Source organism: Nonomuraea sp. NPDC048892, from assembly GCF_040649735.1.
GTDB classification, from domain to species: Bacteria; Actinomycetota; Actinomycetes; order Streptosporangiales; family Streptosporangiaceae; genus Nonomuraea; species Nonomuraea maheshkhaliensis.
In genome coordinates this window covers 518,199-533,979 of record NZ_JBEZFZ010000005.1, presented here as the reverse complement: position 1 = coordinate 533,979, position 15,781 = coordinate 518,199, and the positions used below count along the sequence as shown (strand labels likewise).

General features: G+C 70.3%; 13 protein-coding genes. 6 read left to right on the top strand and 7 right to left on the bottom strand.

Features of this window, described 5'->3' with window-relative positions; all coding sequences use genetic code 11:
- Positions 1-66: 66 nt before the first annotated feature.
- From nagZ to AB0C28_RS19765, 6 genes are all read right to left on the bottom strand, one after another.
- Positions 67-1,371 (bottom strand): beta-N-acetylhexosaminidase, encoded by a 1,305-nt coding sequence (nagZ, locus tag AB0C28_RS19790; RefSeq protein ID WP_358076193.1) that lies wholly within the window; start codon positions 1,369-1,371, stop codon positions 67-69.
- Between the two features lie 143 nt (positions 1,372-1,514).
- Positions 1,515-3,194 carry a phosphoenolpyruvate--protein phosphotransferase gene (ptsP, locus tag AB0C28_RS19785; RefSeq protein ID WP_357847097.1) on the bottom strand — a complete coding sequence of 560 codons (1,680 nt, stop codon included), beginning with the start codon at positions 3,192-3,194 and terminating at the stop codon, positions 1,515-1,517.
- Positions 3,191-3,451, bottom strand: a complete 261-nt coding sequence (locus tag AB0C28_RS19780; RefSeq protein WP_357847100.1) for an HPr family phosphocarrier protein — start codon at positions 3,449-3,451, stop codon at positions 3,191-3,193. The genes ptsP and AB0C28_RS19780 overlap by 4 nt, the downstream gene beginning before the upstream one ends.
- A 193-nt stretch (positions 3,452-3,644) precedes the next feature.
- Positions 3,645-4,091 (bottom strand): PTS glucose transporter subunit IIA, encoded by a 447-nt coding sequence (locus tag AB0C28_RS19775; RefSeq protein WP_106236692.1) that lies wholly within the window; start codon positions 4,089-4,091, stop codon positions 3,645-3,647.
- Between the two features lie 11 nt (positions 4,092-4,102).
- Positions 4,103-4,339, bottom strand: a complete 237-nt coding sequence (locus tag AB0C28_RS19770) for a PTS glucose/sucrose transporter subunit IIB (RefSeq protein WP_326630334.1) — start codon at positions 4,337-4,339, stop codon at positions 4,103-4,105.
- A gap of 38 nt (positions 4,340-4,377) precedes the next feature.
- A complete protein-coding gene (locus AB0C28_RS19765; protein ID WP_357847104.1) occupies positions 4,378-5,412 on the bottom strand; it encodes an SIS domain-containing protein in 1,035 nt (344 codons plus the stop codon).
- A gap of 123 nt (positions 5,413-5,535) precedes the next feature.
- On the opposite strand from AB0C28_RS19765, the gene AB0C28_RS19760 reads away from it, so the two are divergent.
- The 4 genes from AB0C28_RS19760 to AB0C28_RS19745 all read left to right on the top strand — a co-directional run bounded on the left by AB0C28_RS19760 (position 5,536) and on the right by AB0C28_RS19745 (position 9,907).
- On the top strand, positions 5,536-6,276 hold the full coding sequence (locus tag AB0C28_RS19760) for a GntR family transcriptional regulator (protein WP_106236687.1): 741 nt from the start codon (positions 5,536-5,538) through the stop codon (positions 6,274-6,276).
- A gap of 134 nt (positions 6,277-6,410) precedes the next feature.
- Entirely contained in the window at positions 6,411-7,727 is a 1,317-nt protein-coding gene (locus AB0C28_RS19755) for a PTS transporter subunit EIIC (protein WP_357847108.1), read from the top strand.
- A 221-nt stretch (positions 7,728-7,948) separates the two neighbouring features.
- Positions 7,949-9,256 (top strand): PTS transporter subunit EIIC, encoded by a 1,308-nt coding sequence (locus AB0C28_RS19750; protein ID WP_358076190.1) that lies wholly within the window; start codon positions 7,949-7,951, stop codon positions 9,254-9,256.
- A gap of 222 nt (positions 9,257-9,478) precedes the next feature.
- Entirely contained in the window at positions 9,479-9,907 is a 429-nt protein-coding gene (locus AB0C28_RS19745) for an Rv3235 family protein (RefSeq protein WP_346102539.1), read from the top strand.
- Between the two features lie 121 nt (positions 9,908-10,028).
- On the opposite strand, the gene secA is transcribed toward AB0C28_RS19745, so the two are convergent.
- On the bottom strand, positions 10,029-12,818 hold the full coding sequence (gene secA, locus AB0C28_RS19740; RefSeq protein ID WP_357847116.1) for a preprotein translocase subunit SecA: 2,790 nt from the start codon (positions 12,816-12,818) through the stop codon (positions 10,029-10,031).
- 223 nt (positions 12,819-13,041) lie between these two features.
- Here secA and AB0C28_RS19735 point away from each other — a divergent pair, with 223 nt between their 5' ends.
- Positions 13,042-13,302: an HGxxPAAW family protein gene (locus AB0C28_RS19735; RefSeq protein ID WP_346102535.1), complete on the top strand. Its 261-nt coding sequence runs from the start codon at positions 13,042-13,044 to the stop codon at positions 13,300-13,302.
- An 886-nt stretch (positions 13,303-14,188) separates the two neighbouring features.
- Positions 14,189-15,556, top strand: a complete 1,368-nt coding sequence (locus tag AB0C28_RS19730; protein ID WP_357847120.1) for a crosslink repair DNA glycosylase YcaQ family protein — start codon at positions 14,189-14,191, stop codon at positions 15,554-15,556.
- The last annotated feature ends 225 nt before the right edge of the window (positions 15,557-15,781 follow it).

Genomic DNA, 15,781 nt, shown 5'->3' with positions numbered 1-15,781 from the left:
CGGACGTCACCTCGAACGCCGCCGCCACCGTGAGCAGGCGCGCCGCGCCGCGTCGGGTCGCTACGGCTAGCCTCCGGCGCGGGCGGCCAGCTTGCGGTGGGCGGCCGAGCGGAGCACGCCGGCCGCCCGCTCCGCCGACGCCACCGGCGCCCCGGCCAGCAGTCCCCTGTTCTGCTTGAGCGTCAGCAGCCTGGTGACCGACTGGTCGAGGCGCTCGCGCGAGATCCGCCCCGACTTCACCGCCGCCAGCACCGCCTTGTACGCCTTCGGCAGATCGTTCGGCATGAGCAGCAGGTCGGCCCCGGCCAGCACGGCCCGCACCGCGATCTCCCCGTCGTCGTACTTCTTGCGCGCCCCCGCCATGTTGAGCGCGTCGGTGGAGATCACGCCCTTGAAGCCGAGCTTCTCCCGCAGCAGGCCGGTCAGGATCGGCTTGGACAGCGTCGCCGGGTCGCCGGACGGGTCCAGCTTGGGAAAGACGATGTGGGCGCTCATCACGGTGTCCACGCCCGCCGCGATGGCGGCCTTGAACGGCGGCGCGTCGATCCGCTCCCACTCCGCCTTCGTGTGCTTGATCACCGGCAGCCCGGTGTGGCTGTCGACGGAGGTGTCACCGTGGCCGGGGAAGTGTTTGGCGGTCGCCGCGATCTTCGCGTCGGCGAAGCCCTTGACCGCCGCGCTCACCATCTTGGCCACCCGCTGCGGGTCGTCACCGTAGGCGCGGCGGCCGATGACGGGGTTGCGCGGGTTGATGTTCACGTCGGCGACCGGGGCGAAGTCGAGGTTGACGCCGAGCGCGCGCAGCTCCTCCCCTGTCGCCTTGGCCACGGCCCGCGCCAGGCCGGTGTCCTTGGTCGCGCCGATCTGGGAGGCGCCGGGGAAGTCCGTCATGAGCGCGGACATCCTGGACACCAGGCCGTTCTCCTGGTCGGTGCCGATCAGCAGCGGGACCTTCTTGGCGCCGCGCTGCAGGCCGTTGGTGAGGCCGACGACCTGGCCGACGCTCTTCACGTTCTGCGGGAAGAGGATCACCCCGCCCAGGTGGTATTTCGCGACCACCTTGGCCGGGGTGCCGGCGGCGTAGCGGGCCTGGTTCTCGCCGGAGACCGTGGCGGCCGTGGTGCCGTACAGGACCGGCATGAAGAGCTGGCCGACCTTCTCCTCGACGCTCATCCCCGACAGGGCGCGCTGGACCGGACTCGGCGCCGCGGGCGTGCGCTGGGCCGGGGTCGCCGGCGGCGTGCTCTGCGCCATCCGGGCGGGCGGCGCTGCCTTGCCTCCGGTCGGATCCGCCCCCGCGGAACCGCCGCCACCGCCGCAAGCAGTGAGCGCGATCACCAGGAGCCCTGTCGTACCGATCCGTCGAAGCATGCCTCCAAAGGTATCCATCCGACGACCCGCCCGGGTCCGCAGCCGCCCGGGTCCGCAGCCGCCCGGGTCCCGCAGCCAGCCGGGGTCCCGCAGCCGTCCGGGTCCCGCAGCCGTCCGAGTGCGCCGCCGCCCGGGCGTCCGGGCTACAGCCCCAGACCGGCGAGGCCCGGCAGGTGGACCAGGGCCGCCGCGCGCGCGTCCGACGCCGACGGTTGCGCCCGCGCCGCCCGCGCCGCCGCACGGCACTGCTCCAGCGAGTGCGCGGCCAGCCCAGCACGTACGCCGGCCAGCGCGGACGGCGCCATCGACAACGACGAGACCCCCAGCCCGACGAGCACGCAGGCCAGCGCCGGATCGGCGGCCGACTCCCCGCAGACCCCGCACGGCTTGCCCGCCCGCGTTGCGGCGTCGGCGGTCATGGCCACCAGGTCGAGCAGCCCCGGCTGCCAGGGGTCAAGCAGCGCGCTGACGGCCCCGAGCCGGCGGTCGGCGGCGAAGGCGTACTGGCTCAGGTCGTTGGTCCCGATCGAGACGAAGTCGACCATGGCGATCAGGTCCGCGGCCCGCAGCGCGGCGGCCGGGACCTCGATCATGACGCCGACGTCCGAGAGCCCGTGGTCGGCGCACTCCCTGGAGAACCAGGTGGCCTCCTCGGCGGTGGCCACCATCGGCGCCATCACCCGCAGCCCCGCGCCGCCGGCCTCGGCCGCCGCCGCGGCCAGCGCGGCGAGCTGCACGTCCATCATCCCCGGCGACTTCATGAACCTGCGCAGCCCGCGCTCACCCAGCGCCGGGTTCGGCTCCGCGGGCGCGGGCAAAAAGGCCAGCGGCTTGTCCGCGCCGACGTCGAGCGTGCGCACGACCACCTTCTCCCGGGGGAACGCCTCCAGCGCCGCCCGGTAGGCCCGCCGCTGCTCCTCCTCGGACGGCGGGTCGGAGCGGTCGAGGTAGAGGAACTCGGTCCTGAACAGCCCGATGCCCTCGGCTCCCGCGGCCACGGCGGCGTCCAGCTCGGCCGGGCCGCCCACGTTCGCCAGCAGCGGCACCTGATGACCGTCGGAGGTCGTTCCTGGACCGTTCCAAGAAGCCAGCGCGGCCCGCCGGGCCGTCGCGGCGCCGACCGCGTCGGCCACGTCGGACTCGGCGGGCGCGACCCGCACCTCGCCGGAGGTGCCGTCCACCATCACCTCGACGCCCGCCGGGATGCCGGTCGCGCCCGGGCAGGCCACGACGGCGGGCACGCCGATCGCCCTGGCCATGATCGCGGTGTGACTGGTGGGGCCGCCCTCCTCTGTGACGAACGCGACCACGTCGTCCCTGGACAGCAGCGCCGTGTCGGCCGGGGCCAGATCCCTGGCGACCAGCACGTACGGCCGCTCGGGCGCCAGCGGCAGCCCCGGCATGGCCTGTCCGTAGAGCAGCGCGATCACCCGGTCCCTGATGTCGCCCAGGTCGGCGGCCCGCTCGCCCAGGTAGCCGCCGGACCCCGCGAGCACGTCCCGATATTTCGAGAACGCCTCGAAGACCGCCCTGGGGGCGGCCAGGCCGCGGTCGATCAGCGATCGCACCTTCACGACCACGCCGGGGTCCTCTGCCATCAGCGCCTGGGCCTTGAGGATCTCCTCGGCCTTGCCGCCCGCCTGGTTGCCGCGGGCCTCCAGCTCGCCCGCGACCTGGGTGAGCGCGGCCATCGCGCGCTCCTTCTCCTGCTCCGCCTCACCGGTGTACGTTGCGCCCTCGGGGGGTTCGGGCACGGAGACGGTGAGCACATAAGAGGGGCCGTGCCCGATTCCCGGGCTGACCCCCACCCCCCGCAGGTTCATGGCGTACTGGCTATCGCGGCCAGCTCGTCGAGGATCTCCTCCGAGCCCTCGCCGTCGGCGGAGATCACCACGGTCTCGCCCTGCCTGACGTCCAGGGCCATGATCGCGAGGATGCTCTTGCCGTTGACCGCGTCGCCGCCGTGGGACTTCGTCACCGTGATGTCCATCGGGGCCAGCTTCGCCCGCTGGACGAACGTCGCCGCGGGACGGGCGTGCAGCCCCACTTCCGCCGCCACGGTGACCTTGCGTTCACCCATTGTCGTCGTTCCTCCTTCGCTACCGGTCCAGACCAGCCGGACCTCCGTCTGCCGCTGCCGCCCGGTCCGGGGCGAAACCTGGCGGTACTGCCTATTGTGGCGGGTCCTGCCGGTAACCCTTCGCGTACTTGCCCGCGACCGGCGTCCTTGCTCGCGCGACCGGCGCCGCGTCCAAGCTGATGAGGACGTTCCCCTATTCCCACCGGAACAGCTCGTCGCCCACGTGCACCGCGCCCTCCGCGAACCCGGTCAGGGCTCCGGAGAGCGCGTCGAGCGCGACGATCGGGCAGACGGGCGAACGCCCGCCGGCCTCGATGGCGGCGGGGTCCCAGGCCACCACCGGCTGCCCGGCGCCGACCCGGTCACCCTCGGCGGCCAGCAGCCGGAACCCCTCCCCTTTGAGCTGAACCGTGTCGATGCCCAGATGCACCAGCACGCCCCGGCCGTCGTCCCCCACGATGACGTACGCGTGCGGATGCAGTTTCATGATTTTTCCCGCTATGGGGGCCACGGCCTGGCCAGGCCCCCGCAACGGATCGATCGCCGTTCCCGGACCGACCATGCCCGCCGAGAAGACCGGATCGGGCACGGCGGCCAAACCCACAGCTGCCCCCTCAACCGGGGCGAGAACAGTCGTCATGGTCTCGCCCTTTAGCCGATGATGTCCTCGATGTCGCTGGCGATCGTGTCCGCCTCCGGTCCGACGACGACCTGGACCACGTTCCCCGTGGCCATCACGCCATGCACGCCGGCCGCCCTGAGTGCCGCCTGGTCGATCTTGGACGCGTCGTGCACCTCCGTACGCAGGCGGGTGATGCAGGGCTCTATCTCGATGATGTTGTCGGCGCCGCCCAGCGCGGCGATGATCGCGTTCGCGTCGGCCGCCATCAGGCCCTCCCTCGGATTGACACTCCGACCAGGCTAGATCAGTCGGTCTGGGTGACCTTGTTCAACCCGCGCGGCGCGTCGGGGTCGATGCCGAGCCGGCGCGCCAGGGCCTCGGTGAGCAGCTGGCCGGGCACGATCAGGCCCATGGGGGCCAGCCACTCGGGCAGGTCGGGGCCGTTCAGCGCGGCCGTGCCCGCCTGGGCGAGCGCGGTGCCGCCGCCGATCGTGTACGCCGCCGCGCCGGCCGCCACCACCCGCTCGGCCAGCGCCACGGTGCCCTGCAGCGTCGGGCTGTTCTCGGCCGCCACCAGCAGCGCGGGCGTGTCGGCGTCCACGACGGCGATCGGGCCGTGCAGCAGGTCGGCGTACGACAGGCCCATGGCGTGCAGGTAGCAGGCCTCCTTGAGCTTCAGCGCGGTCTCCAGCGCGGTCGAGAACGCCAGCCCGCGCCCCGAGACGACCACGCCCGGCTTGTCGAGCAGCCCCTCGACCACGGCCTCCAGGTCGCCGGGCTCGGCGATCAGCTTCTCGACCGCCTCGGGCACCCGCTGCAGCTCGTCCACGTCCACGTCCGCGCCCAGGCCGATGGCCAGCACGGCCAGCGCCGCCAAAGCCGTCGTGTACGTCTTCGTCGCCGGGACGGCCTTCTCCTCGCCCGCCACCGTGCACAGCGCGACGTCGGCCGCGCGGGCCAGCGGGCTGTCCTCGCCCCCGTTGGTCACCGCGACGGTGCCGGCCCCGCACTCCTTGGCCCAGGCCAGCGTCTCGACGATCTCCTCGGTCCGCCCGGACTGCGAGATCGCGACCGCCAGCACCCCGTCCAGGTCGAGCTTGCGCTTGTACGTGGTCGCGATCGACGGCGCGGCCAGCGCCGACAGGCGGCCGGCGTGCGATTCCACCAGGTAGCGCCCGTACACGGCGGCGTTGTCCGACGTACCGCGGGCGATGAACAGCAGCTGGCGGGTACGCTCGCCGATGCCGCTGATCTCGTCGATCTTGGGAAGCAGGGAGTCCAGTGTGGCCCGCAGCGCGGTCGGCTGCTCGGCGATCTCGCTGCGCATCTTCGTGGTCATCTCGGGCTATCCCTCAACTCATTACGGATCTGACTTGACCGTCTTTCGCGACATGTGGTCTAGTCCGGACTAGACCAGTACGAACCATAGCCCATTGCCCAGGTAGTGACGAGGGGAGGATCCGTGGCGCACATCGATCCGGACAGCCCGGTGCCCAAGTACTTCCAGCTTCGCGAGATCCTGCTGGACCTCATCGACAGTGACGAGCTCAGCATCGGCGCGGCCATCCCGTCCGAGCGCGAGCTGTGCCAGCGCTTCGGCCTGTCCAGGATGACCGTACGACAGGCCGTCGACCACCTCGTGTCCGAGGGACGCCTGCACCGCGTGCCCGGCAAGGGGACGTTCGTCGCCCGGCCGAAGATCGAGCTGGCCCTGCAGCTCACGTCGTTCACCGACGACATGCGGGCCAGAGGCATGATCCCGGGCTCGCGCGACCTCGACCGCCGCGTCGTGCGCGCCAGCGCCCACCTGGCCAAGGAGTTGGGCATCCAGCCGGGCGAGGAGGTCCACTTCATCGAACGGCTCCGCACCGCCGACGGCGAGCCGCTGTCCATCGAACGGGCCCACATCCCGGTCAAACTCGCCCCCGACCTGGCCGAGCACAATCTTTCCGACAGATCGCTGTACGAGCTGCTGGAGAGCAGGTATGGGCTCGTCATGGACGCGGGCGAGCTCACCATCGACGGCGGCATCGCCGACCCGAGCGACGCCGACCTGCTCAAACTTCCCCGCGGCGGGGCCGTGCTGCTGCTGCAGCGCCGGTCGTTCTCCGGCGGCATGTGCGCGGAGCTGGGGGTGTCCACGTACCGCGCGGACCGCTATCAGCTGCGTACCATGCTGGAGATGCCTTCACGACGAGGCTGACGCTCCGGCTCCTGAGGCGACCCCACCCCGCCGCTCCTGGAGCCGGCCCTCCGGGCACCCCCTGGAGTCAGCCTTCCTTCCCCCTTGAGCTCCGGCCCCGAGACCGGCTCCAACACGCCTCGGAGGAACGCCCGGTGAACGAGACCAGCGCCGCCGCCCGGCCTTCGCCGTTCGCTCGCGTGATGTCCGTGCTCCAGCGGCTGGGCCGCTCCCTCATGCTGCCCATCGCCGCCCTGCCCGCCTCCGCCCTGCTGCAGCGCTTCGGCCAGCCCGACATGCTCGGCTCCAACGGCGCCGCGCCGGGCGGCCTCGCGGACGTGGCCGGGCTGTCCTGGATGAACCAGGTGGCCGAGGTGCTGGAGGCGGCAGGGGCGGCCCTCTTTGAGAACCTGCCGCTGCTGTTCGCCGTCGGCGTGGCGATCGGCTTCGCCCGCAAGGCCGACGGGTCCACCGCGCTCGCCGCCGTGGTCGGCTACCTGGTCTTCGACCGGGTGACGAAGGTGATGTTCTTCGGCTCCGACATCAGGGACACCGTCCTGCTCAGAGAGGCCCAGCCCCAGGGCGTCAAGGAGATCATCAACTACGGGATGCAGAACCCCACCAAGGTCCTCGGCGGCATCGTCATCGGCCTGGTCGCCGCCCTGCTGTGGCAGCGTTTCCACCGCATCAAGCTGCCGTCCTGGCTGGCGTTCTTCGGCGGCCGGCGCTTCGTGCCCATCATCACCTCCATCGTGGCGCTGCTCATCGGCGTGGGCTTCGGCTGGCTCTGGCCGGTGATCGGCGAGTGGATCCGCCACGCCGGCGAGGCCCTGGCGGCCATCGGCCCGATCGGCACCGGCATCTACGGCCTGGTCAACCGCCTGCTCATCCCCCTCGGCCTGCACCACTTCGTCAACTCCGTGGTCTGGTACGTGGTGCCGCAGTGCGAGGTGAACGGCCGGGTGCTGGGCGGCGACTGGAACTGCTACTTCGGCGGCGACCCGACCTCGGGCCAGTTCATGGCCGGATTCTTCCCGGTCATGATGTTCGCGCTGCCGGCCGCGGCCCTGGCCATGTGGCGGGCGGCGCCCAAGCACCGGCGGGCCACGGTGGGCGGCATCATGCTGTCGGCGGCGCTGGCGTCGTTCGTCACGGGGATCACCGAGCCGATCGAGTTCGCCTTCATCTTCGTCGCGCCGCTGCTGCTGGTCGTCCACGCGATCCTCACCGGCCTGGCGATGGCCCTGACCACGCTCATCGGCGGCCAGCTCGGCTTCGGCTTCTCCGCCGGGCTGCTGGACCTGCTCCTGAACGCCGGCAAGTCCAACACCCAGAACCTGGCGGGCATCCTCATCCTGGGGGTGATCTACGGCGTCGTGTACTACGTCGTGTTCACGTTCCTGATCCGCAGGCTCGACATCATGACGCCGGGCCGCGAGCCCGAACCCGACCTCGACTCCGGCGAAACCTGACCCCGCGCGTTTCCTGGAGATCCACTTCCGGGTAGTAACCGTTCAACCCCCGCGACCCGAACGGATCGACGCACGCGCGTGGGGGTGAGCACGACCATGCTCTGTCCCCGGACGTCCCACGGCGCTGCGCTCCCGCTCCGGACGGCCCACGGCGCTGTGCTCCCGCTCCGGACGGCCCACGGCGCTGTGCTCCCGTCCTCGCCGGCGCGGCGGCGGGCCGGGTGAGCACGATCAAGCTCCCGTCCTGGGCGTCATCCGCGCTCGCGGTGCTGCAGCGGATCGGCCGTTCCCTGATGATGCCCATCGCGGTGCTCCCCGCGGCCGGCCTGCTCTTCCGGTTCGGTCAGGACGACCTGCTCGGCCAGGACGGCCTGGGCGGCGCCCTGCCCTGGCTGCTGCCCGTGGCCGGGGTCATGGCCGCCGCCGGCGGCGCCCTCTTCGACCATCTCGCGCTGCTGTTCGCCGTGGGCGTGGCGATCGGCTTCGCCCGTAAGGCCGACGGCTCCACCGCGCTCGCCGCCCTGGTCGGCTATCTCGTCTTCGACCGCGTGACCAGAACCATGTTCTTCGAGTCCGGTCCAGGCGCCGTCCACGACAAGGTCACCGTCCTCCTCAGGAACGGCACCCCCGCCCTCGACCTGGGCGCCCAGAACCCCACCGGCGTCCTCGGCGGCATCCTCGTCGGCCTGGTCGCCGCCCTGCTGTGGCAGCGCTTCCACCGCATCAAGCTGCCGTCCTGGCTGGCCTTCTTCGGCGGGCGCCGCTCGGTCCCCATCATCACCGCCGTCGCCGCCCTGCTGCTGGGCGTCGCCTTCGGCCTGCTCTGGCCGCCGATCGGCGACTGGCTGACCCGGGTCGGCGACTGGCTCTCGGCCCACGGCACAGCGGGCACCGGCATCTACGGCGTGGCCAACCGCCTGCTCATCCCCGTCGGCCTGCACCACGTGCTCAACACCATCGTCTGGTTCACCCTCCCGGTCTGCCACACCGGCGTGAACGGCGCGACCCGGGACGCGGCGGGCGACCTCAACTGCTATTTCGCCGGAGAGCAGGGCGCGGGCGTCTTCATGACCGGCTTCTTCCCCGTGATGATGTTCGGCCTGCTGGGAGCCGCGCTGGCCATCTGGCGGGCCGCCCCGGCTCCGCGCCGCCGCGCGGTCGGGGGCATCATGCTCTCTGCCGGGCTGACGGCCTTCGTCACGGGCATCACCGAGCCGCTGGAGTTCGCGTTCATCTTCGTCGCTCCGGTGCTCTTCGCCGTCCACGCCCTGCTGACCGGGCTGTCCATGGCGCTGATGGCCGAGTTGGACGCGCGGCTCGGGTTCACGTTCTCGGGCGGCGCCATCGACCTGCTGCTGAACGCCGGCAAGTCCAACACGCACGGGCTGGGGCTGATCATCGGGTTCGGGCTGGCGTACCTGGTGATCTACTACGCCCTCTTCACCCTCCTGATCCGCCTGCTCAACCTGCCCACCCCCGGCCGCGAGCCCGAGGACGACACCCCGCAGATCCAGGACCCGCGGGCTTAGATCTGTCCCATTTTGGGTCGCCCGCAAAGCACCGGATCACGCCCGAAACTCTCCCGCACCCCTCACCACGAGGACTCCAACTCCACGAAATCACCCCCGCCGAATATGGACGAACACGGGCGCCGAAAGCGGAAGTTGGTGCGGTCTGTATTCCTGAGCCGGGCCGAAAACTCCTTATAACGATTCTTTCTTTCACTCCTATCGAGCATTCGGAGGTTCCCCATGCCCGGCATCGGCGTCACCCCCGCCCCCGAGCCGCCCTACGACGAAGAGCGCGGCCGTGCGCTGACCCACGGCGCGCTGGCCCTCAGCACGCACCCCATCGTGTGGGGCCCGCCGGGCGCCCTGCCCGACGAACGCAAGCTGCGCCACCTGGCCCAGGCCCTGGCCGAGGTCCTCACCGGCCGCCGCGCGCCGGAGACGGTGGCCGACCGGCTCACCGACCGCGCGTACCGGGAGCTGACGCGAGCGGGCCGGATGCTCAGGGCCGGGCGGCCGCCTTTCGTCGGTGGCGTGCACATGAAGGAGCCCCGCGAGGGTGCCATTGAAATGTGCGCCCTGGTCCATTGCGGCGACCGGAACCACGTACTCGCCGTACGCCTGGAACGAAGAGGACTGCAATGGCTGTGCACCGACTTCGAAACAGCCTGACCTCAGCGGCGGAGAAACTCGGAAGAACCCGAAGGAACACCGAGAAACGCGGAGACCCCCGCTTCCCGCACGGAAAGCGAGGGTCTCCGAAACCCCGGACCGAAGGTGGACTCGCCAGGCGTCAGGCGGCGTTCTTCGGGTCGCCGTGGCAGCGCTTGTACTTCTTGCCGGAACCGCACGGGCAGGGAGCGTTGCGCTCCACGTTGCCGTACGCCGCCCGCTCGGCCTGCGTGGTGCGGACCTTGACGTGCTCGACGTCGCCCTGCTCACCGGGCGCCGAGTATTCGAGCTCGGCGGGCCGGTCCGGCCCGCGCAGCCCGCGCGCGATGATCGAGCGGGTCTCCGCCAGCACCGCGTCCTCTTCCTCGACGATCGGGTTTTCCTGCACCTCGACCTCAAGGTTGAACAGGAACCCGACGGAGTCCTCCTTGATGCCCTCAAGCATCGCGGCGAACATCTCGAAGCCCTCGCGGGCGTACTCGATCTTCGGGTCCTTCTGCGCGTAGGCCCGCATGCCGATGCCCTCGCGCAGGTAGTCCATCTCGTAAAGGTGCTCGCGCCACTTGCGGTCGAGCACGGAGAGGATCACCCGGCGCTCCAGGTCGCGCATGGTCTCCGCGCCGAACTCCTCCTCGCGCCGGTCGTAGGCGGCCAGAGCGTCGGCCTTGATCTTGTCGACGAGCAGCTCGGCGGTGAGCTCCTCGCGGCCGCCGGCCTCCTCGACGACGTCGTCGATCCGGATGGAGATCGGGTAGAGCTCGGCGAACGCCTTCCACAGCTTCTCGAGGTCCCACTCCTCGGCGAAGCCGTCGGCTGTGGCGCCCTGGACGTAGCCCTCGATCACCTCGCCGACGAAGCCGCGCACCTGCTCATGCAGGTCGGCGCCTTCGAGCACGCGGTGGCGCTCGGCATAGATGACCTTGCGCTGGCGGTCCATGACCTCGTCGTACTTCAGAACGTCCTTGCGGATCTCGAAGTTCTGCTGCTCGACCTGGTGCTGGGCGGAGGCGATGGCCTTGGAGACGATGCCGGACTCGATCGGCTGGTCGTCGGGGATCTGCAGTCTGGTCATGATCATCTCGACCCTGGCCGAGTTGAACAGGCGCATCAGGTCGTCGCCGAGCGAGAGGTAGAAGCGCGACTCGCCGGGGTCGCCCTGGCGGCCGGAACGTCCGCGCAGCTGGTTGTCGATGCGGCGCGACTCGTGCCGCTCGGTGCCGAGGACGTAGAGGCCGCCGAGCTTGGTGACCTCGTCGTGCTCGGCCTTGACGGCCGCCCTGGCCTTCTCCAGCGCCTCGGGGTAGGCCTTCTCGTACTCCTCCGGCGTGTCGACCGGGTCAAGGCCGCGCTGGCGCAGCTCCAGGTCGGCGCGGAACTCGGAGTTGCCGCCCAGCATGATGTCGGTGCCTCGACCGGCCATGTTGGTGGCCACGGTGACGGCGCCCTTGCGGCCCGCCTCGGCGATGATCGACGCCTCACGCGCGTGGTTCTTCGCGTTGAGCACCTCGTGCTGCACGCCGCGCCGCTTGAGCGCCTTGGACAGCCGCTCGGACTTCTCGACGGAGGTGGTGCCGACGAGGACCGGCTGCCCGGCCTCGTAGCGCTCCTTGATGTCCTCGACGACGGCGTTGAACTTGGCGTCCTCGGTCTTGTAGACCACGTCGGCCTGGTCCTTGCGGACCATCGGCCGGTTGGTCGGGATGGGCACCACGCCGAGCTTGTAGGTCTGGTGGAACTCGTTGGCCTCCGTGGCCGCGGTGCCGGTCATGCCGGCCAGCTTCCCGTAGAGGCGGAAGTAGTTCTGCAGGGTGACCGTGGCGAGAGTCTGGTTCTCGTCCTTGATCTTCACGCCTTCTTTGGCCTCGATGGCCTGGTGCATGCCCTCGTTGTAGCGCCGGCCGTGCAGGATGCGGCCGGTGAACTCGTCGACGATCAGGACCTCGCCGTCGGCGACGATGTAGTCCTTGTCCTTCTTGAACAGCTCCTTGGCCTTGAGCGCGTTGTTCAGGAAGCCGACCAGGTGGGTGTGCTCGGGCTTGTAGAGGTTGTCGATGCCGAGCCAGTCCTCGACCTTCTCCACGCCGGACTCGAGGATGCCGACCGTGCGCTTCTTCTCGTCGACGATGTAGTCGCCGGTGCTCTCCTCGCCCGGGTTCTTCGCCTCGATGCCCCTGCGCAGACGGGGGACGATCTTGGCGAACTCGGTGTACCACTTGCCCGACTGCTCGCCGGGGCCGGAGATGATCAGCGGGGTGCGGGCCTCGTCGATCAGGATCGAGTCGACCTCGTCGACGATCGCGTAGTTGTGGCCCCGCTGCACGCACTCGTCGAGCGACCAGGCCATGTTGTCGCGCAGGTAGTCGAAGCCGAACTCGTTGTTGGTGCCGTAGGTGATGTCGGCCTGATACTGCTTGCGCCGCTCCTCGGGCTGCTGGCCGGAGATGATGCAGCCGACCTCGAGGCCGAGGAAGCGGTGGATGCGGCCCATGGTCTCGGCGTCACGCTTGGCCAGGTAGTCGTTGACCGTGATGACGTGGACGCCCTTGCCGGAGATGGCGTTGAGATAGGACGGGAGCGTACAGGTCAGGGTCTTGCCCTCACCCGTCTTCATCTCGGAGATGTTGCCCATGTGCAGATTTGCGCCACCCATGATCTGCACGTCGTAAGGCCGCTGGCCGAGCACGCGGCGGGCCGCCTCGCGCACGGTCGCGAACGCTTCGGGAAGCAGATCGTCGAGAGATTCGCCGTCAGCATGGCGCTGTTTGAATTCGTCCGTCAGCGCACGCAACTCCGCGTCGGACAGGCTCGTGAAGTCGTCCTCGATGGAGTTGACCTGGTCTGCGATCCGCTTGAGCTTGCGCAGGATCTTGCCTTCGCCGGCACGTAGGATCTTGTCGAGAATGGCTGCCACTTTATGTAAAGCTCCTCGCAGGTCTACCCCGGCGGCGCCGCCAGGAGGAGAGGCCGAGACAAACTTCCCCGCTTGCCATCGTAGGCGGTTCTGCAACCAGACACAGCCACCGTGACGGCGAGGGCGCGGAACGGGTCTGGGAGAATGACTCAAGGCAGAGGGTATGCCGGTTGAGAGCCGGCTCGCACCAATAGCGCGATAACCGGCAAAGGAAGGATTAGTCATGGTTGAGGGGAAGAAGTCGGAGCAGACGGAGCATCTCGGCAGCCACGGCGGGCGGGCCTCTTCGTGGCTCGCGGTGACGGTGATGCTGGTGGGAACGGTCGTCGCCGGCTTCGGGCTGACGGCGGCCAACTGGACACTCGTCTGGATCGGCGCCGGCGTGTTCGTCGTCGGCGGAATCCTCGCCCTGGTCTTCGACATCTTCACCGATGTCGTGATCGACGCGCCGCGGGTGGGCATGCGCGCCGAAGACCACCGCTGACCCCCACCGCCACCCAGACCCGCTCCAGCCACCGGCCCCGGCGGGCGCCCCTCCTTCGGGCCGCCCGCCACCACGCTCTAGGAAGCCCCACGTGTGGGGGCGGCGCACTGGGGACCAGGTCCAAGCATGGAGACCAGCCCCACATGCGGGGGTGGGCGGATACCCGGGGTCGGCCCCACAGTGCACCTCCAACGCACGGGGTCAGCCCACGCACAGGGATCAGCCCCGGATGGGTATCAGCCCACCGCGATCCACGCATGGCGCCCATTTCCGCCCATCGGGCCATCACCCCGAAATGGGCGAGCCCCCGCGAAGCGGGCCATCACGGCGCATGGGACGACTCTCCAACACACATCGAGCCGCCCCGCGCACATCACCGCCACCACTGCACCGCATTGGGGGAGTCTCCGGCGCATCGGGCTACCCCCGCACACATCAGGCCGCCACCACCGCACATAGGGCCGGCCCCCTCGGGCTGTCCCCACGCATTGGACAGCTCCCGCAAACCGTGCCATCTCGCGCGCTTCCGCCACACCGTCCCATCCCGCGCGCTGAACGAGTCCCTACCCACCGCGCCATCCCGCGCGCTGAACGAGTCCCTACCCACCGCGCCATCCCGCGCGCTGAACAAGCCCCTGCCCACCGCGCCATCCCGCACAGGGGCACATGGGGCACCACACGCCGCACCATCTCCGCACGTCGGGCGAGCTCCCGCAGATGGGGGCCAGATTAACCCCGCACCTCGCCGGGCCTGAGCGAGCCACCAAGCCGACGGAGAAGCGGACGGAAAAACCGCACCGCCCTGTGGGCCGTCACCCACCCGGTCCGATTCTGTCGGTGCCCGCCGCTAGATTTCACGCATGCACTTCCGTATGGACGGCCAGCCATGAGCGATGTGATCGGCGCGACCAGCGTAACGGGCGGGACCGACGGGATCGACGCGGGCGGCGCAAGCAGCGTTACCGGTGGGAGCGGCCGGACCAGCGACCCCAGCAGCCCCAGCCCGACCGGGGGGATCAGTCGCAACGTCGAGACCGGCAGGACCGCCTCCCCTGCCCTGGGTGGGCTCACGGATCTGACCGCTGACGAGGCGCGCCGGATCATCCTCCGCTCGCAGGGCTTCATCGGCGCCGACGTCCGCAAGGGCGGAGTGCATGCCATGCTGCGCAGGCTGGGCGCCGTGCAACTCGACACGATCTCGGTCCTGGCTCGTTCGCACGAACTGGTCGCCTATGCGCGGCTGGGCGCGGTCGGCCGTCCCAAGATCGAGCGCGCCTACTGGCACAATCCGGCCCAGAGCTTCGAATACTGGTGTCACGCCGCCTGCATCCTGCCCATCGAGCACTGGCCGCTCTACGCGTTCCGCCGCCAGGCGTTCCGTGACAGGCGCCAGCGCTGGCACCAGGTCCCCGACGGCGTCGAGAAGCTGCTCGACCAGGTGCGCGAGTCGGGCCCGCTGACGACCTCCGACGTGGGCGGCGCGAAAAACGGCGGCCCGTGGTGGGACTGGTCCGACTCCAAGATCGGCCTGGAGTGGCTGCTCGACATCGGCGAACTGGTCTGCACCCGCCGGGTCGGCTGGCGCCGCGTCTACGACCTGGCCGAGCGTGTCGTCCCGGCGGAGCTGCTGGCCGAAGACCTGTCCGACGAGGAGTGCATCGTCCGCCTGGCCGCGATCGCGGGCCGTTCGCTGGGCGTGGCCAACCGCACCGACCTCATCGACTACCTGCGCCTCAAGGGCCGTTACGCGGCGATCCTGGACGAGGTCCTGCTGAGCGGCGCGGCCGGCCTGGTGCCCGTGACCGTGGCCGGCTGGCCGGGCAAGAAGGGCCAGGCCAACGCCTGGGCCGACCCGGCGGCCCTGGAGTCGGAGCCGCGCGGGCGTCACCGTACGACGCTCGTGTCACCGTTCGACTCGCTCATCTGGCATCGGGGCCGCACGGAGCGGGTGTTCGGCTTCAACTACACGCTGGAGCTGTACGTGCCCAAGCACAAGCGCGTACACGGCTACTTCACGATGCCGGTGCTGGCCGGGGGCCGGCTGATCGGCCGCGTCGACCCGGCCCGCGAAGGCTCCACACTGGTGGCCAGGCAACTCAGCCTGGAACCCGGCCTCTCCCCCGCCAAGTGGACCGACGCCTTAAGAGAAGCTCTGTGGTCAGCAGCCGAGTGGGTGGGCTGCGACGCCGTACGCGTCGAACGCACCGACTCCCCGGACCTGCTCTCAGCCCTCAACTCGCCCAGAACCCCCTGACCCCAGCCCCGACTTCACCTGTCCGCCCGGGGCTCCCGGACACCCGAGCGGAGGCGAGGAGGACGTTCGAGAGCGGCGTGGGGCGCGAACGTCTGAACGCCGAGCGGAGGGTGAAGGTCCGAACGCAGAGCGGGGCACGGTTCATCGCTCCAACGCGGCGCAGGACGATGCGGCGCGCAACGGTCGGCGCAGGATGATTCGCCTCCGTCTCGGCCTACACCGGTC